This window comes from Amycolatopsis sp. NPDC104863 (assembly GCF_055582965.1).
Genome location: NZ_JBVJOW010000008.1, coordinates 246,172 through 263,029, shown reverse-complemented (window position 1 = coordinate 263,029; position 16,858 = coordinate 246,172). Strand labels below are relative to the sequence as shown.

The 16,858-nt window shown below is 72.7% G+C and carries 15 protein-coding genes; 7 read left to right on the top strand and 8 right to left on the bottom strand.

All coding sequences use genetic code 11. The features are described from left to right. Nucleotides 1-6 precede the first annotated feature (6 nt). Both ACZ63J_RS37255 and ACZ63J_RS37250 read right to left on the bottom strand, forming a co-directional pair. Nucleotides 7-1,002 carry an ABC transporter permease gene (locus ACZ63J_RS37255; protein WP_465306029.1) on the bottom strand — a complete coding sequence of 332 codons (996 nt, stop codon included), beginning with the start codon at nt 1,000-1,002 and terminating at the stop codon, nt 7-9. Next, a complete protein-coding gene (locus ACZ63J_RS37250; RefSeq protein WP_465404405.1) occupies nt 1,002-1,925 on the bottom strand; it encodes an ABC transporter permease in 924 nt (307 codons plus the stop codon). Before ACZ63J_RS37250 ends, ACZ63J_RS37255 begins: the two co-directional genes overlap by 1 nt. A gap of 269 nt (nt 1,926-2,194) precedes the next feature. Here ACZ63J_RS37250 and ACZ63J_RS37245 point away from each other — a divergent pair, with 269 nt between their 5' ends. From ACZ63J_RS37245 to ACZ63J_RS37235, 3 genes are read left to right on the top strand one after another with little or no spacing between them, the layout of a single operon-like run. Further along, nucleotides 2,195-3,400: an LLM class flavin-dependent oxidoreductase gene (locus tag ACZ63J_RS37245; protein WP_465404406.1), complete on the top strand. Its 1,206-nt coding sequence runs from the start codon at nt 2,195-2,197 to the stop codon at nt 3,398-3,400. A gap of 11 nt (nt 3,401-3,411) precedes the next feature. Then, nucleotides 3,412-4,758 carry an NtaA/DmoA family FMN-dependent monooxygenase gene (locus tag ACZ63J_RS37240; RefSeq protein WP_465404408.1) on the top strand — a complete coding sequence of 449 codons (1,347 nt, stop codon included), beginning with the start codon at nt 3,412-3,414 and terminating at the stop codon, nt 4,756-4,758. 26 nt (nt 4,759-4,784) lie between these two features. Continuing rightward, nucleotides 4,785-5,420 carry a DUF2238 domain-containing protein gene (locus tag ACZ63J_RS37235; RefSeq protein ID WP_465404410.1) on the top strand — a complete coding sequence of 212 codons (636 nt, stop codon included), beginning with the start codon at nt 4,785-4,787 and terminating at the stop codon, nt 5,418-5,420. A gap of 329 nt (nt 5,421-5,749) precedes the next feature. On the opposite strand, the gene ACZ63J_RS37230 is transcribed toward ACZ63J_RS37235, so the two are convergent. Beyond that, entirely contained in the window at nt 5,750-9,052 is a 3,303-nt protein-coding gene (locus ACZ63J_RS37230; RefSeq protein WP_465404411.1) for a glycosylhydrolase-like jelly roll fold domain-containing protein, read from the bottom strand. 153 nt (nt 9,053-9,205) lie between these two features. On the opposite strand from ACZ63J_RS37230, the gene ACZ63J_RS37225 reads away from it, so the two are divergent. The 4 genes from ACZ63J_RS37225 (at nt 9,206) to ACZ63J_RS37210 (ending at nt 12,256) form a co-directional block, all read left to right on the top strand. Then, complete coding sequence (locus ACZ63J_RS37225; protein WP_465404413.1) at nt 9,206-9,688, top strand: sigma factor-like helix-turn-helix DNA-binding protein; 483 nt, start codon at nt 9,206-9,208, stop codon at nt 9,686-9,688. Between the two features lie 5 nt (nt 9,689-9,693). Next, nucleotides 9,694-10,341: a zf-HC2 domain-containing protein gene (locus ACZ63J_RS37220; protein ID WP_465404415.1), complete on the top strand. Its 648-nt coding sequence runs from the start codon at nt 9,694-9,696 to the stop codon at nt 10,339-10,341. Between the two features lie 10 nt (nt 10,342-10,351). After that, complete coding sequence (locus ACZ63J_RS37215; protein WP_465404416.1) at nt 10,352-10,786, top strand: VOC family protein; 435 nt, start codon at nt 10,352-10,354, stop codon at nt 10,784-10,786. A 120-nt stretch (nt 10,787-10,906) separates the two neighbouring features. Then, the gene (locus ACZ63J_RS37210; RefSeq protein WP_465404418.1) at nt 10,907-12,256 is read left to right on the top strand and encodes an alginate lyase family protein; all 1,350 of its coding nucleotides are present in this window, start codon (nt 10,907-10,909) and stop codon (nt 12,254-12,256) included. A 46-nt stretch (nt 12,257-12,302) separates the two neighbouring features. Here the strand turns inward: ACZ63J_RS37210 and ACZ63J_RS37205 are convergent, their stop codons facing one another. From ACZ63J_RS37205 to ACZ63J_RS37185, 5 genes are all read right to left on the bottom strand, one after another. Then, nucleotides 12,303-13,145, bottom strand: a complete 843-nt coding sequence (locus ACZ63J_RS37205; RefSeq protein ID WP_465404420.1) for a hypothetical protein — start codon at nt 13,143-13,145, stop codon at nt 12,303-12,305. Nucleotides 13,146-13,204: 59 nt separating this feature from the next. Further along, a complete protein-coding gene (locus ACZ63J_RS37200; RefSeq protein WP_465306053.1) occupies nt 13,205-13,594 on the bottom strand; it encodes a hypothetical protein in 390 nt (129 codons plus the stop codon). Nucleotides 13,595-13,666: 72 nt separating this feature from the next. Then, nucleotides 13,667-14,272, bottom strand: coding sequence for a TetR/AcrR family transcriptional regulator (locus tag ACZ63J_RS37195; RefSeq protein WP_465404422.1), 606 nt, complete (start codon nt 14,270-14,272; stop codon nt 13,667-13,669). 28 nt (nt 14,273-14,300) lie between these two features. Beyond that, nucleotides 14,301-15,389, bottom strand: a complete 1,089-nt coding sequence (locus ACZ63J_RS37190; protein WP_465404424.1) for a hypothetical protein — start codon at nt 15,387-15,389, stop codon at nt 14,301-14,303. Beyond that, nucleotides 15,386-16,828, bottom strand: a complete 1,443-nt coding sequence (locus ACZ63J_RS37185) for an NAD(P)/FAD-dependent oxidoreductase (protein WP_465404547.1) — start codon at nt 16,826-16,828, stop codon at nt 15,386-15,388. The genes ACZ63J_RS37190 and ACZ63J_RS37185 overlap by 4 nt, the downstream gene beginning before the upstream one ends. Nucleotides 16,829-16,858 lie beyond the last annotated feature (30 nt).

The window sequence follows — 16,858 nt, the reverse complement described above, 5'->3', positions numbered from 1 at the left end:
TCCCCTTCAGACAAGGCGGGCTCGCGGATCGAGCGCGCCGTAGCAGAGATCGACCAGGAAGTTCAGGAGCGTGACCAGCAGCGCCGAGAACAGTGTCACGCCGAGCAGGACCGGGAGGTTGAGCGAGGAGATCGCGTCGACGAGCAGCCGCCCGACCCCGGCCATGCCGAAGATCCGTTCGGTGATCACCGTGCCGGCCAGCAGCGACCCGAGGTCGACGCCGAACACCGTCACGACCGGCAGCAGAACGTTGCGCAGCGCGTGCCGGCCCACCACCTTCCGCTCGGTGAGGCCTTTCGCCCGTGCGGTGCGGATGTAGTCCTCGCCGAGGGTCTCCAGCATCTGCCCGCGGGTGAGCCGCGCGTAGATCGCGGCGTGCAGGAACGCCAGCACCAGCCAGGGCAGCACGAGGTGCCACGCCCACTGCGCGGGATCCTCGGTCAGCGGCACGTACCCGTTCTTCGGCACGACGTCGAGGGCGAACGCGAAGATCGTGATGCCGATCATCCCGGCCAGGTAGGCGGGCATCGACACCCCGGCCATCGCGGCGGCCATGGTGATCCGGTCGACGGCGGAACCGCGGCGCAGCGCGGAAAGCACGCCGAGCCCGACACCGAGGACGATCCAGATCACCGCCGCGCCCAGCGCCACCGAGAAGCTGACCCCGATCCGGCCGCCGATCTCGCTGAGGACGTCGACGTTGTTCTGGAAGTCGTACCCGAAACACGGCGCGGTGCAGTGGATCGCGGTGACACCGACGCCGAACGTGCGGCCGCCGAAGATGCCGCCGAGGAACTCGAAGAACTGCTGGTACCAGGGGCTGTTGTAGCCCATGAACTCCCGCGCCAGCTCGAGGCTTTCCGGCGAGCACGGGCGGCCGCAGGCCATCCGCGCCGGGTCGGCGGGCAGGACGTAGAAGACCACGAACGTCACGAAGGCGACGACCAGCAGGACCAGCAGCATCCCGGCGAACCGGGTCGCGACGAAGCGGGCGGTGCGCATCAGGCCGTGCCCCCGGACCGCGGGTCGAGCGTGTCGCGGATCGCGTCGCCGACGACGTTGAACGCCAGGGTGATGAGGAACAGCAGCGCCCCGGGGAAGACCAGGTACATCGGGTCCGTCTCGAAGAAGTCGATGGCCGCGCTGATCGTGCGGCCCCAGCTCGGGGTGGGCGGCAGCACGCCGACGCCCAGGAACGACAGTGCGGCTTCGCTGCCGATCATCGACGGGATGCCGAGGCTCGCGACGACGATGATCGGCGCCCAGAGGTTCGGCAGCAGCTCCTTGGTGAACACGTGCCACGGCCCGCCGCCCATCACCCGCGCCGCGGCGACGAAGTCGCGCTTGGCGAGCGTCAGGGCCTGCGCACGCACGATCCGCGCCACGCGGGGCCAGCCGAAGAGCCCGAGGACGACGACCAGCGTGAACTGCCGCGGGAAGTCGACCGGCAGCACCGCACCGAGCGCGATCATGAAGATCAGGTAGGGGAAGCCGAGGATGACGTCGGCGGTCCAGGTGACCAGCCGGTCCCACCAGCCGCCGAGGTACCCGGCGCTGACGCCGATGACGACGCCGAGCGCGGTGGCCAGCACGGTCGCGCCCAGCCCGACCAGCAACGACGTCCGGGCGCCGTGGGCGACGAGCGCGAAGAGGTCGACCCCGGTCAGCGGTTCGACGCCGAACCAGTGCGCCGCGCTCACCCCGCCGAGCGACCCGGCGGGCAGGCCGGTCGGGCCCAGCGTCGAGATGTCCGGGACCAGGCTCTGCCCTTCGGCCAGCACGAACAGGTCGGCCCCGGCGGCCAGCAGCACGATGACGACGACGAGGAGCGCGCAGACGGACGTCCACCACCCCGAGCGGACGGCACGCCACACCGCGGCGGGCAGGGAACGCGCCGCGAGCGGCGGGAGGGCGGGGGCGGACAAAGGCACCTTCAAGGTTCAGCCGATCGAGTGACGTCCCGGACCTTAAGCAGTTCCGCGGGTGAATAACGGGCCGTCCCACGATGTGGACGGATACTTCCCTCCCTTGCCCGTAGCGTGGAACTCAGGCACCACGACCCGTCGCCGGGAATCGCGGACCGGGGCCCAGGTTATTCCCGGGACGGCGAACCGTCCCAGCAGTTGGCCGTCCCGGCCCGGCACCCGCGATCGGGCGCAGACTGCAGGCACCTGCCGAGGAAGGGAACGCCGGGATGGCCTCAGGAAACGGACCACGGATCGCCGTCGCGCTGGACGGCGCCGGCTGGCACCCCGCCGCGTGGCGCGAGCCCGGGGCGCGGCCGGCCGAGCTGCTCACCGCCGGCTTCTGGGCCGACCAGGTCCGGGAGGCCGAAGCGGCCAAGCTGGACTTCGTCACCTTCGAGGACTCCCTGGCGCTGCAGACCGCGCAGGCCCTCGACCGGCCCGGCGAGCGCACCGACGTCGTCCAGGGCCGGCTCGACGCGGTCCTGATCGCCGCCCGGGTGGCGCCGCTGACCTCGCACATCGGGCTGGTGCCGACCGCCGTGGTCACCCACACCGAGCCGTTCCACCTGTCGAAGGCGATCGCCACGCTCGACTACGTCAGCGCCGGCCGGGCCGGTGTCCGGGTCCAGGTCGCCGGGCGCGCCGAGGACAACCGGCACTTCGGCCGCCGCGAGTTCGGCGAGTTCCGGCTGGAGGACTCCACCACACCGGACGTGCCGAGCCCGCTCGTGGACCTGTTCGACGAGGCCGCGGACTACGTCGAGGTGCTGCGCCGGCTCTGGGACTCCTGGGAGGACGACGCCGAGATCCGCGACGTCGCGACCGGCCGGTTCGTCGACCGGGAGAAGCTGCACTACATCGACTTCGAAGGCCGCTGGTTCAAGGTCAAGGGCCCGTCGATCACGCCGCGCCCGCCGCAGGGCCAGCCGCCGGTCAGCGCCCTGGCGCACGCGCCCGTCCCCTACCGGCTCGCCGGGCGCTCGGCCGACGTCGTCTACGTGACGCCGTTCGACCGCGAGCAGGCCGCCACGATCGTCGGCGCGGTGCGGGACGAGCAGGACCTGGCCGGCCGCGGCGGCGAGACACTGCACGTCTTCGGAGACGTCGTGGTGTTCCTCGACGAGACCGAGCGAGCCGCCGCCGACCGCAAGAAGCGGCTCGACGAGCTGTCCGGCGCGGAGTACTCCTCCGACGCGTTCGTCTTCACCGGCACCCCGGCCGGGCTCGCCGACCTGCTGCTCGACTGGCAGGGCGCCGGGCTCTCCGGCTTCCGGCTGCGCCCCGCCGCGGTGCCGCACGACCTGACCGCGATCACCCGGGGGCTGGTCCCCGCACTGCGGGCCCGCGGGGCCTTCCGCACCGAGTACGAGGCCGACACCCTGCGGGGGCTGCTCGGCCTCGCCCGCCCCGCCAACCGCTACGCGACCGCCTGAGGAGGCCCGAGATGTCCCAGCCCCGCAAGCAGATCCACCTCGCGGCGCACTTCCCCGGCGTGAACAACACGACCGTGTGGAGCGACCCCGAGGCCGGCAGCCACATCGAGTTCAGCTCCTTCGTCAAGCTCGCGCAGACCGCCGAGCGCGCGAAGTTCGACTTCTTCTTCCTGGCCGAAGGCCTGCGGCTGCGCGAGCAGAACGGCGAGATCTACGACCTCGACGTCGTCGGGCGGCCGGACACCTTCACCGTGCTGTCGGCGCTGGCCGCGGTCACCGAGCGGCTCGGCCTGGCCGGCACGATCAACTCGACGTTCAACGAGCCGTTCGAGGTGGCCCGCCAGTTCGCCTCGCTCGACCACCTCTCCGCCGGGCGCGCGGCCTGGAACGTCGTCACGTCGTGGGACGCCTTCACCGGGGAGAACTTCCGCCGCGCCGGGTTCCTCCCGCAGGACCAGCGCTACGAGCGCGCCGAGACGTTCCTGCGGACCGCGTGGGAGCTGTTCGACTCCTGGCGCGGCGACGAGATCACCGCCGACGCGAAGACCGGCGAGTTCCTCCGCGACCCCGCCGCGGGCGCGTTTTCCCACCACGACAACCACTTCGCCATCGAGGGCCGGTTCCCGGTGCCGCGCAGCCCCCAGGGCCGGCCGGTGGTCATCCAGGCCGGCGACTCCGACGAGGGCCGCGACTTCGCGGCGGCCACCGCCGACGCGATCTTCAGCCGGTACGGGACCTTGGAGGCCGGGCAGGCGTTCTACTCCGACGTCAAGGGCCGGCTGGCCAAGTACGGCCGGACGCCCGAGCAGCTGGTGATCCTCCCGGCGGCGACGTTCGTGCTGGGCGACACCGACAGCGACGCCCAGGAGCGCGCCCACGTCGTACGGCTGCAGCAGGTCAGCGGGCAGACCGCGATCAAGTTCCTCGAACAGCTGTGGAACACCGACCTGAGCGACCACGACCCGGACGGCCCGCTGCCCGCGATCGACCCGGTGGCCGGTGAGAACACGATCGCCCGCGGCCGCGCGAGCGTCCGCATGTACCGCGACCCGCTGGCCACGGCCCGCGAGTGGCGTCAGCTCGCCGAGGCGAAGAACCTGTCGTCGCGGGAGCTGATCATCGAGGTCACCGGGCGGCAGACGTTCATCGGCTCGCCCTCGACCGTCGCCGCGAAGATCGACGAGCTGGTCCAGGCCGACGCGAGTGACGGCTTCATCCTGGTCCCGCACGTCACTCCCGGCGGGCTCGACGAGTTCGCCGACCGGGTGGTTCCGCTGCTGCAGGAGCGCGGCTCGTTCCGCACCGAGTACACCGGCACGACCCTGCGGGAGCACCTCGGCCTCGATCCGCTGCCGTGAGGCGCCGCCGGCGGTAGGTTGGCCCGATGGTGCGCGGAGCCGGCCGGGCCGAGGGGATCCTGCTGACCGGCGTGGTGCTCGTGGCGCTGGTCGTGACGGGAGTCCAGGCCCGCGCGCTCGGCACGTGGTTCCTCGAGGTCGTCTGGGTGCTGATCGGCCTGCCGCTGGTTCTGCTGCTGCGCAAGCGGTTCCCGTTGACCCGGCTGCTGTGCTGGCTGCTGGTGCTGCACGCGCTCGTGCTCTGTTACGGCGGGCAGTACACCTACGCGGAAACCCCGCTCGGTGAGTGGGTGCAAGCCCGGCTGCACACGCCGCGCAACGACTACGACCGGCTCGGGCACTTCGTCCAGGGGTTCGTGCCCGCGGTCGCGGTGCGTGAGGTGCTGCTGCGCCGGACACCGCTGCGGGCCGGCCGCTGGGTGGCGTTCCTGACGGTGAGCGTGTGCCTGGCGATCAGCGCGTGCTTCGAGTTCGTGGAGTGGTTCAGCGCCCTCGCGGCCGGCTCGGGCGCGGACGACTTCCTGGCCACCCAAGGGGATGTCTGGGACACGCAGTGGGACATGTTCCTCTGCCTCTGCGGCGCCGTGGTCTCCCTGCTCGTGTGGCGGCGGCTGCACGACCGGCAGCTACAACTTGATCACGACGCTACGCCGAGCGGGTGACGCACTGTTACGAACCCGGCGGGCCCGACGACGGATGGCCCGCCGCAGCGGCGCAAGAACGGGCTCGGCACGGCCGGCCTCGTGCTCGGCCTCGTCGCGTGGCCGCTGACGAGCCCGGGCTGATCTTCGGCATCCTCGGGATCACCTGCGCGAACTGCGGCATGGCGATCACTGGCGTTGTCCTCTCGGCCGTCGGCTTGGTCATCTGCGTCATCAGGACGGCCGCGTTCGGCAAAGCCGTGACCGACGCCGGTCGCCCCACCGTCCGTGCAGGAAGCGGGCGCCCCCGACGCGGTCGCCGCCCTGTGCACCTTCCAGCCGTGAGCTGATCAGGTGACCTCGACCAGCCGGTACGGCCGGAGGGCCACCGGCCCCAGCAATCCGGACGCGAGCACCTGCCCTCGGGTGTTCGCGCCGGTGTTGGTGACCCGGACCCGCAGGCGGTTCACGCCCGGGCGCAGCGCCGCCGTCACGTCCAGGCGGTACGGCGGCCACAGCCGCGAGCCGACGACGACGCCGTTGAGCTCGACCTCGGCCACCTCGTGGACCTCGCCGAGGTCGAGGCTCGACCGTCGGCCGGGCGACGCCGGTGCGGTGAACTCCTTGGTGTACCAAGCAGAACCGGAGTACGCCGGGTCCAGGTCGGTCCAGGAACCCAGCGGCCGGGTGCTCACCGGGGAACCCTCGAAGTTGAACGCCCAGTCGCCGTCGAGCGGGAACTCCGTCAGTGAGTCGGTCACCCGGGCGCGCCCGGTGAACGAGCGGCGGCCGTCGGTCGTGGTGACCGTGACCTCGCCCGGGGAAGTCACCCGCAGAGTCGCGGCCCGGCCGTCGGCGCGCACGCGCTCCACCGGCGCCGACGCGGCCACCGCGTGCGCGGGCTCCGGTCCGGCCCGGAACACCACCAGCAGGGTCGCCTTCGGTTCGAGCCGCAGGACGGTGGCCGTGCCGGCGGGCGAACGCCGCCAGACGCCGGCCGGCGCCACGGTTCCCGTGTCGGGGTCCCACACCTCGGGCACGCCGGTCGCCGGGAACGTCGCGGTCAGGTCGACGGCTTCCGCGCGCTCGTTGAGCACCACGAAGGTCGCGCGGCCGTCCCCTTCGAGCCGCAGGACCCGGACGTCGGCGTGCGGCGGGTCCAGCACCGCGGCCGCCCTCCCCGACGCGGCCGTCGCCGCCGCGGCGGAGTCCGCCGCGCGGACCACCGAGCGGACGGCGAACAACTCGGCCAGTGCGGCCCGCAGGCCCGCGTGGTCACCGCCCGCCTCGCGCGCCGGCTCGCCCACGACGATCACCTGGCCGCCGCCGCGGGCGAACCGGAGCAACGTCCGCACCGAGCCGAGCGCGAGGATCGGCGTCCGCGGCACCACCACAGTCAAATAGGCCTGCTGCCCCACGACGAGCCTCGGCCCGCTCGGCCGGGCGTGGGTCACCAGGGCCGGGTCGGCGTCGAGTGCGCCTTCGTCGAGGAAGTCGAAGTCGACCTGGACGTCTTCCAGCGCGTGCGCGGCGCCCAGGAACTCGGTGTCCAGTGTGGACATCTCCGGAGTGTCCTGAGTGGACTCGGCGGCGCGTTGCGGCTGCAGGAGCGCGGTGCGGGCCTTGGCCGGCAGCCGGCACGCTTCCATCAGCCGCCCGATCCAGTCGTTGAGCGGCGCGGACACCGCCCACCACGGGTTGGCCGGCTGGAACGGCGGCGGGTAGACGATCTGGCTCTCGTCGCTGAACCGGGCGTGCAGCAGCGTGTGGTTCACCCCGCGCACGGCGAACGCCCCGACGACTTCGCGGACCAGCGCCGGGGTGACCGCCCAGCCGGTGCCGCCCATCGCCTCGAGGTAGACCCGCTCCAGCCCGAGCTGGTGGGCGGTGCTGGCCGGCCACCGGGACAGCGTGCGGTGGTACCCGCGCTGGTAGTGGTCGAAGATCAGGTCGGTGCCCGGCACCTGCGCCCACTGGTTGGTCGTGTTCAGGTTGCCGGAGCTGCGCAGTTGCTCCCCCGGCCCGTACTCGTCCCACAGCGGGTTCGAGATCAGCCGCAGGCCGTGCGCGGCCATCCACTGCCCCTGCGTCCGGTAGTACGCGGCCGCGAACCGGTTGCTGACCGCGCGCCAGAAGACCCCGCGCAGCCGCAGGCCGTCCGGACCGAGGTCGGTGTGCACGGCCGTCAACGCGATCCCCGGTGCCACCCCGAGCCGCTTCAGCTCCGCGTCCAAAGTGGACGACCACGGCACGGTGTCGAACGGGCCGTCGGCCGAGGCGAGGTAGGGCTCGTCGTCGGCGAAGCCGCGCAGGACCGAGCCGACCGCCCAGGGGAACCGCCGCAGGTACTCCCCCGGCACGGCGTCGACGAACAGCCGCACCGCTTCGTCGTCGAGCAGGTCCAGGTAGGCGCGGCCGGTGCCGGTGGGGGTGCTCAGCGGGCGGAGGGTGAACAGGTCCAGCCGCCAGCTCCCGGCGGGCGGGGTCCACGTGCCTCCTGCCCGCGCCTGATCGGTCAGGTCGACGAGCGAGCCGGGATCGGAAGAGGAGTCCGGCCGCGCGGCCGCGGCGACCAGCGGCACCCCGGTGGCGGGCAGCGCGAAGGCGTCGAGCGCCGCCGAGCTGTCGAACGTCTCCGCGTACAGCACACCGCCGGCCGGGTCCCGCACGGTGAGGCCGGCCCACGACGACCGCTGGCTCGCGACCGCGCGCACGCCGACCCGGCCGGTGGTGTGGGTGATCTCGGCCGGCGCCTGCGCGACGCCGTCCAGCGTCACCGTCAGCGTCGTCCCGCGGACCCGCACGAGCAGCTCGTGGTCCGCGGCGGGGTCGAACCCCGCGACCGGTGAACCGCTCCGGACCAGCGTGAACGCACCGCCGGTCTGCTGCCAGACGTCCACGGCGCCGTCGGCACGCAGGTCGGCGAGGACCCCGTCGGCCTCACCGGCGCTGCGGACCATGAGCCCGGCCGTGGCGCGCTCGATCCGGACCACCGCGACGACGTCGTAGTCCTGCCACTGGGTGCCCTCGCGCAGCAGCGTCACGCCGTCGCGCGCGCCCGCGTCGACCAGCAGCCGGCCGCCGGACACCGAGAGCCCGCGGCTCACCAGCGGCACCGGCTCGCCGCCGGCGACGGTCAGCGTCTGGTGCCCGACGCCCTTGAGCCGCAGGTCCGGGCGCGGCTGGTAGACCCGGGTGCCGACCCGGCCGCCGTCGACGACCAGCCCGCCGGCGCGGCCGCTCGGGAAGTAGTCGTCGTTGAACAGCCAGAGGTGCATGCCGTGCCGCTGGGCCTCGCGCAGGGTGAACTCGATGAGCGTGAACCAGTCCTCGGTGAAGAACGCGGGCCGCAGCGCCGCCGTGTCGAACGGGAACACCAGCACCTCGTGGACACCTCGGCTCCGCAGGTCCGCCAGCCCGTCGGCGACGAGGGCCGGGGTGACGGCGCCGTTCCAGAACCAGAGCACGGTGGGCCGCGAGTCGGGCCGTGGGTCCGCGAACCGCTTGGCCGCGTCGCTCCCGCCGTCCGGCGCGGCGTAGGCGATCGGGAAGCCGCCCGCCGTCCCGGCGACGGCCGCGGCCGAGACGAGCGCGAGCACGCGCCGCCGGGACAGCCGGAAGCCGCCGTCGGTCGCCGGATCGTGCTCGGTCATCGTGGCCCCCCGTGGAGTTGAAACGATTCAAGGCAGGCGGAAAACTACGTGACCCAGGTCATAGCCGTCAAGGATTTGGCCGGTAAGCTGTCCGGTGGTTTTCTCCCCAAGATCATTTTCAACCGGCGGGGCCCGGGACACGTAGTAGCCGGTGTGAGGCCTCGAACCGCCGACGACGGCGAAACCACGCAGTGGGCCCGGCTCGCCGGGCGCGGTGACCAGGTGGCGCTGGAGCGTTTCCTGCGCGCGACCCAGCCCCAGGTCTGGCGGTTCGCCGCCGGGACGAGCGGTCCGCGGCTCGCCGACGACCTCACCGAGGAGACGTACTCGCGCGCGCTCGCCGAGCTGCGCCGCTTCCGCGGCGAACGGCCGGCCGGGACGTGGCTGCTGTCGATCGCCCGGCAGGTGGTGGCCGACGGCGACCGGGAAAGCGCTCCCGCGCGCGGCGAGGCGATCCGCACCCTCGAACCGGATCGCCGGGACGCGTTCGTGCTCACCCAGACCCTCGGACTGTCCTATGCGGACGCCGCCGAGGTGTGCGGGTGCCCGGCCGAGGCCATCCGGACCCGGGTGGCCGAAGCCCGCGAAGACCTTCTCGCGGCCGAGGTCTCCGTCCGACGCCCCGCGGCCGGCTGATCCCCGTGAGCTGCACGGAACTGCGTGAATCGCTCTCGGCCCGCATGGACGGCGAGTCCACTTCGGACGACGGCTTCCTCGACGGCCACGTCGCCTCCTGCGCCGGCTGCCGGACCTGGGAGGAGCGGGCCGTCGCGCTGCGGCGGACGATGCTGCTGCGCGAGGCGCCCCCGGTGCCGGACCTGACCGGCCGGATCCTCGCGAACGTCCCGGCGCCGCGCGCCGAGCAGTGGGGAGTCCGCGTCGCACTCGCCCTCGTCGCACTCGTCCAATGTGGACTCGGCTTCGGCGACCTGCTCATCCACAGTGTCCAGAACGCCGGTCACGCCGGAATGGCGGACATGGCCGGAATGGCGGGCATGGAAGGAATGGACGGCATGACCACGGCGGCGCACCTGAGCAACGAGAGCGCGGCGTGGAACCTCGCCCTCGGCGCCGGCCTGCTGTGGGCGGCGCTGCGGCCGCGGGTCGCGGGCGGGCTGCTGCCGGTGTTCGCCGGGTTCGTCCTGGTGCTCGGGATCGTGTCGGCGGTCGACGGCTCCGGCGGCCTGGTCGCGGCCGGACGGTTGTCGGCGCACGTGCTCGTGCTCGCCGGGGTTGCGCTGCTGTTCGTCCTCCACTGGCAGCTGCGGCGGTCGCCGAAGCACCGCTAGGGTGGGCCCCATGGGGACGATCAGGCAGGTCCAAATCACCTTCGACTGCGCGGAACCCGAGCGGGTCGCCCGGTTCTGGTGCGAGGTGCTGGGATACGTCGTCCCGCCGCCACCGAAGGGGTTCGAGTCGTGGGCGGAGTTCGACCGCTCACTGCCGGCCGACCGCCAGGGCGCGGCGTTCGCCTGTGTCGACCCGTCGGGCGCGGGCCCGCGGCTGTTCTTCCAGCGCGTCCCCGAAGGCAAGGTCGTCAAGAACCGGGTGCACCTCGACGTGCGCGCCGGAACCGGCCTCGTCGGCGACGAGCGCCTCGCGACGCTCGAGGCCGAGTGCGCCCGCCTGGTCGCGCTGGGCGCGGTCCACGAGCGGACGCTGTACGCCGACGGTGTCGAAGAGTCGTGCATCGTGATGCAGGACGTCGAGGGCAACGAGTTCTGCCTGGACTGAGCTCCGGGCACCACCAGCAGCAACCGATGGGCAGCGGCGAGGCTTGACGCTGCCCACGTTCAGGTATCTACTTCGTTGTCACATATATGCCAGCAGTTCATGTATATGAACGGAGTAGCAGTGTTGCCGCTCAGAACTCTCCGGCGCCTTGGCATCCTGGCGACGGCGACGGCCGTGCTCAGCCTCCCGCTGACCGGACTCGCCTCGGCCGACGCCGACGCCGACACCGACCCCGCCCTCGCGTCCACCTCCGCCGGGCCGTGCTCCCTGCCCGTGCTCTCCCGGCTCTGCCCGCCGAAGACCGTCGTGCTCGACGGGAACCGGTTGCTGCTGAACAAGCTCGCGCTGCTCGTCGGTGACCGGACCACCAAGACCGCGCTCGGGAACCTGCTCAAGCAGGCCGACGTCGCCGTCAAGGCCGGGCCGTGGACCGTTGCCGACAAGGAGCGGGTGCCGCCCAGCGGGGACAAGCACGACTACCTCAGCCTCGCCCCCTACTGGTGGCCCAGCCAGCCGAAGACCCCGCAGAACCCGCTCGGCTGCCCGTACGTGCAGCGCGACGGCGTCCTGAACCCCGAAACCACGGCCGTCTCGGACAAGGCCGAGCGGCTCAAGGCGTTCAGCTCGATCTACCAGCTCTCCCTCGCCTGGTACTACACCGGCAAGGCCGACTACGCGAAGCGCGCGGCGCTCGACCTGCGCACCTGGTTCCTCGACGCGGCCACGAAGATGAACCCGAACCTGAACTTCGCCCAGGGCATCCCCTGCAAGAACGACGGCCGCGGGATCGGCATCATCGAGTTCTCCTACACCTTCACCCAGGTCCTCGACGCCGCCGCGATCCTGAGCACCGGCGCGCCCGGCTGGTCGAAGGGGGACGAAAGCGCGTTCAAGAGCTGGTCGGGTGACTTCCTGACCTGGCTGCGCACCAGCCAGTACGGCAAGGACGAAGCCGCGGCCCAGAACAACCACGGCACCTTCATGGACATGCTGACCGCCGGCATCGCGCTCTACACAGGACAGTCCGGCGTCACGAAGGACATCCTCGAGAAGGCCAAGGCGGGCCGGATCGACCACCAGATCGCCGCCGACGGCAGCCAGCCCGAGGAGGTGGCGCGGACCCGCACCTACCACTACTCGACGTTCAACCTGGTCGCGCTGACCCGGCTCGCGCAGATCGGCCGGCACGCCGGCGTCGACCTGTGGGGTTACCGCAACCCGCAGGGCGGCAGCATCTTCAAGGCCGTCGACTTCCTGCTCCCGGCGGCCACCGGCGGCGCGTCCCAGTGGCACTACCCGGATCTCAACTTCCTCCAGTACGCGGCCCTGGACAGCGTCCACGCGGCGGCGGACGCCGGTGACCGTGACGCGCGGGCGGCACTGCCGAAGGTCCCGGCCCCGCCGGGCGGCGACCTCTACCCCGTCCGCCCGGCCGCCGAGCAGCTGGACGACATCTCCACGACCGGCTGAGGCGCTCCCGTGGTGCCGGTCTCCCCCGCGGCCGGCGCCACGGGACTCACGTCGCTTCCGGCGCGGGCGCCCGGTGGGCGGCCGCGTAGTGCGCGGTCCCGATCGCGCCCGCCACGGCGAGGACGAACCCCGCGACCGCCGCGGCGGTGAAGCCCGTGCGGACGCGGTCGTCCAGCACCACCACCCCAATCAGCGACGACACCGCCGTGTTGGTGGTGAACATGATGGCGGTGACCGCGGTCGCGCGGCCGCGTTGCAGCGCCATCGCGAACGCGATCGCCGCGGCGAGCCCGTTGGTGATCATCGCCCAGATCGCCGGCTCCAGCGCGAGGCGCCAGACCGGGCCCGAAGCGTCCAGCGTCCGCGCCGAGATCCCGACGGCGCTGAACCCCAGCCCGGCGCAGAACCCCAGCACGATCGGCGTCCAGCGCCCCTCGACACGCTGGGCGGTGAACGCGGTCGCCGCGATCAGGACCGCCACCCCCACCAGCGCCAGCTTCCAGCCGGTCGACAGTGGCTCGGCCGGCCCGGGGTCCGCGGACAGCCCGAGCAGGACCAGGCCGGTCGCGCCGACGCCCAGCGCGGCCCAGCCGGCGCTCGCCAGCCGGACCCCGAGGATCGCGGAGATCGTCGCGGTGACGCCGACGCTGAACGCGAGCACCGACTGGACCAGGAACAACGGCAGCCGGTGCAGCGCGGCGGCGGCGAAGACGAACCCGAGCAGGTCCACCCCGACCCCGAGGAAGTACAGCGGCTGCCGCCGCAGCGCGACGAGGTCCTGCGGCGAGCCGCCGTAGGCGCCGGCCTTCCGGACCCCGGCGGACTCCAGGATGGAGCCACTGCCCGAGGCGACGGCGGCCAGCACGGCGAGGACGTATCCGAGGATCACGGCCTGAGTCTCTCAGCCCGGCTCCGGACGCTCTCACCTCGGACCGTCGAGCACGGCGTTCAGGAGTCGGTCGTCTTGGCGCAGGACACCGGCCGGCCGGGGCCGGGGGCCGTCGCCCTGGCCAGTTCCTGCTCGCCGTCCAGCAGAATGCGGCAGCTCAGCGTGAGATCGCCCGTCGGGGTGGCCGTGAGCTCCGCCTGCTGGCCCGCGGTCACGATGGCCTCCTGCTTCCACGGCACGCCGACCGGGCCGGCGACCGTGTGCTGCTTGACCTCGTCGTTGTAGCGGTTCGGGGAGTTCGCGTAACCGACCTTCGCCAGCGTCCCGCCACTGGGGCCGGTCACCTCGTAGGTGATCGCCCACGACTTGCCGGTGGGGTTGGCACACGCCGTGACACCCGCCAGCGCGCCGCCGAGGACCACCGTCGCGAGCACTGCCTTGATCATCATGGTCAAAACCGTAGGGCCCCCGGACCGCGACGGCATCGGACCGAAGACCGATCATCCGATAGTGCGATGGTCCTAGTCCCGCACGCTCAGCGCCGGGCCGACCCAGCGGCCGACGAGCGCGCGCAGCTCGTCGTCGGTGAGCTCCGGGGTGGCCGGGAACTGCAGGAACGAGATGAACAGCCGCATCAGGATCTCGGCGAGGCCGCGCAGGTCGTCGTCGGTCTCGACGCCCGCGGCCGCCCAGTCGACCGGCACGGTGCGCAGGATCCGCGCGCCGAACGTGAACGCCTCCGGGGCGAGCACCCCGACCGTGAAGAAGTCGGCTTCGCCCGCCTTCAGCAGCAGGCCGAGGTGGGGCTCGTCGGGGACGGTCCGGAGGGCGAACACCACCGACTCGGCCGCGGCGTCGGCGGGACTGCCGGACGAGGCCAGGTGCCGCTCCATCCGCCCGGCGAACTCCTCGACCCCGGCGAGCGCGACCGCGCGCAGGATGTCCTTCAAGCCCGGGAAGTAGCGGTAGACGGTCTGGCGGGTCACCCCGGCCGCGGCGGCGACGTCGGAGAGGCTGGTCTTGGCGAGCCCGGCGCGGTCGAGGCACGCCGTCGCCGCCTCGACGATCCGGCGGCGTGCCTCGTCTTCGGTGCCGGGCGGGTTGCCCTGCCAGCCGTGGAACCCCATGCGCCCCATCTTCCCCGAGCCGGGCGGCTCAGACGGCGGCAGGGGCCGTCCGCCGCGCGCCGTACAGCGCGGCCAGCAGCAGACCCGCCCCGAGGAAGCAGGCGAGCGCGTACGGGCCGCTCCCGACCGGGGTGCCGTCGTCGGTGACGCCGTCGTGCGCGCCGAGGTACGCGGGCAGCGCGGCGAGCCAGCACACCGCCAGCCCGCCCAGGTAGACCGCGGGGTAGATCCGGGCGAACGCGGTCAACGGCACGTCCGGCCCGCGGTCCGGCGACCGCAGGTGCGCGACGACGATCCCGGCGCCGACGACCCAGAGCAGGGCCAGTTCGACACCGAGCACCCACGCCTGCGCGGGTGTGTTCCCGGCGAAGAGGCTCGACGGCAGCCCGGCGACCGCCATCGTCAGCGGGGTGAGGGCCCCGGCTACGAGCGTGCGCCAGACCAGCGGCCACCCGCGTCGCGAGCGGCCGGCCAGGCGCACGACGAGGTAGGTCAGGCCGCCCATCGAGACGGAGGCGAACAGCAGCATGCTGGTCATCGGCACCGCGGCCAGCGCCGGGTGGTTCACGATGCGGTTGCCCGGGTTCCACGCCCACCACCTCAGCTGCGGGCCGAGCTGGTCGAAAACCTCGTAGAACACCTGGCAGGCGAAGGCGACGGCCACCGAACCGGCCAACGGGCCCCGGCTCCGGAAGAGCCCGAGCGACCGCACGAGCTCGTAGGCGAGCTGGCTGATCACCGGGTAGAACGCGACGATGTAGAGCGGCAGCCGGTCCGCCATGAACTGCACGGTGAACTCGTTGTGGGCGAAGATGAACCCGTACTGCCGGTCGAGCCCGAACCACTCCGGGAAGTACAGCGGCGGTTCGGTGACGAAGAGGTAGACCAGCGAAGCCCACCACAGCGCCAGGTTCACCGGGTCACCCGCGCGGTACCGGCGGATCGCGTGCACCAGCGCGAAGACCGCGCCGCCGACGACCAGCACCTCGAGCAGCGGCATCGTCCAGTGCGCGAGTGTCCACGGTGGACGGACCGAGACCACCGGAGCGACGGCGTGGCAGTCGAAGCCAAGACCGCGCGTGACGGCTTCGGCCTCCGGTCCGCACGCGGTGCTCACGCCGCGGCCGGTGAGTAGTCCGTCGCCGGCGGCTCGGCCTGGGGGTCGAACCCGAACGGCACCCGGTGCCGGCCGAGCGCCGCGCGGACGCGGTAGCGCACGAGCGCGGCGAGCACCCGCGGGTTCCGCAGCAGCTCCCCCAGCGACTCGTCCATGTTGAACACCTTGGCGAAGTGCTCGTCGACCACTTCGTACTCCCGCGCGGCGCCGACGATGAGACTGAACGCCGGCCCGGACACCGCGTCGAGGACACGGCGCTTCCACTCGGGCGCCTTTTCGGTGCCCTCGGCGCAGGCGTAACCCTGGTCCCGCGCCATCGCCAGGCGCCACGGCACCCCGAGCAGTTTGCGTTGCGCGCGCAGGAACCGCGGGACGAACGCCGCGTCGAGCCGTCCGGCGCGGGCCAGGTGCTCCCGCAGCAGCAGCGCCGACCCGGCCGCGGAGCTGATGCCCTGCGCGTAGAACGGGTTGAACGCGCAGATCGAGTCGCCGACGAACACCAGCCCGGCCGGCGGGGTGCGCAGCCGGTCGTAGCGCCGCCACTTGTTGCCGGTCGAGCGGGTCAGGTGCACCTCGGACGTCGGGGCGCACCGGTCCATCGCGGCGGCGAACAACGGCGTCCGCACGCGGCGGGCCGTCTCGACGAACGCGTCCGCCGTGCGGGGCATGGCCAGGCCCCACGAGCCCATGCACGCGATGACGCGGTTGCCTTCGATCGGGAAGAAGTTGACCAGGAACTCGTGCTCGGCGGGGTGCGCGCCCCTGTCCGGCGTCGGCATGATCACCAGGTGCCGCCACCACCACGACGCCGGGCGCGCCGCGGGCTCGGGCAGGTCGTACCAGCGTGAGGTGTAGGTGACCTTGGCGTCGAGGGTCCGCACTTCGGGCTCGGGCCAGCCGGCCGCCGCCAGCCAGCCGCCGGCCGGGGAGCCGCGGCCCATCGCGTCCACGACGAAGTCGGCGTCGACGTGCTCGCCCGCGAAGTCGACGCCCGTGATCGCCCCGGCTCGCACGGTCAGGCCGCTGACCGCGGCTCCTTCGCGGATGACGACGTTGGCCAGCTCCCGCACCTGCTCGCGCAGCACGCGCTCGATGAGGATCCGCGAGCTGTAGATCATCGTCATGGCGCTGCGCTTGCGCGCCGACCAGCCCGGGCCGTCGAGGTAGGCGGCGTCCAGGGACGGCATCAGGTGCAGCCCGCCCGCGGCGATCAGGGCGGCTTCGAAGCCCGGGAACAGCGCCCCGATCGCGCGGCGGCCCGAGTTCAGCAGGAAGTGCGGGTGCTTGCTCTGCGGCACCCCGCGCCGGTGCTCCGCCCCGGCCGGCAGCTCGTCGCGTTCGAGCACCAGCACCCGGTCGAAGTGCGGGGCGAGCGCGCCGGCCGCGCACAGACCGGCGGCGCTGCCCCCGAGGACGACGGCGGTGTTCCCGAGCCGCATGCGGACCCCTTCCGTCATTCATACAAATGG

Excerpts from the sequence above, each read along its gene's own strand:
- ACZ63J_RS37185 (WP_465404547.1), bottom strand. The coding sequence starts at position 16,828 with ATGCGGCTCGGGAACACCGCCGTCGTCCTCGGGGGCAGCGCCGCCGGT.
- ACZ63J_RS37240 (WP_465404408.1), top strand. The coding sequence starts at position 3,412 with ATGTCCCAGCCCCGCAAGCAGATCCACCTCGCGGCGCACTTCCCCGGC.
- ACZ63J_RS37245 (WP_465404406.1), top strand. The coding sequence starts at position 2,195 with ATGGCCTCAGGAAACGGACCACGGATCGCCGTCGCGCTGGACGGCGCC.
- ACZ63J_RS37195 (WP_465404422.1), bottom strand. The coding sequence starts at position 14,272 with ATGGGGTTCCACGGCTGGCAGGGCAACCCGCCCGGCACCGAAGACGAG.
- ACZ63J_RS37230 (WP_465404411.1), bottom strand. The coding sequence starts at position 9,052 with ATGACCGAGCACGATCCGGCGACCGACGGCGGCTTCCGGCTGTCCCGG.
- ACZ63J_RS37255 (WP_465306029.1), bottom strand. The coding sequence starts at position 1,002 with ATGCGCACCGCCCGCTTCGTCGCGACCCGGTTCGCCGGGATGCTGCTG.
- ACZ63J_RS37215 (WP_465404416.1), top strand. The coding sequence starts at position 10,352 with ATGGGGACGATCAGGCAGGTCCAAATCACCTTCGACTGCGCGGAACCC.
- ACZ63J_RS37235 (WP_465404410.1), top strand. The coding sequence starts at position 4,785 with ATGGTGCGCGGAGCCGGCCGGGCCGAGGGGATCCTGCTGACCGGCGTG.
- ACZ63J_RS37200 (WP_465306053.1), bottom strand. The coding sequence starts at position 13,594 with ATGATGATCAAGGCAGTGCTCGCGACGGTGGTCCTCGGCGGCGCGCTG.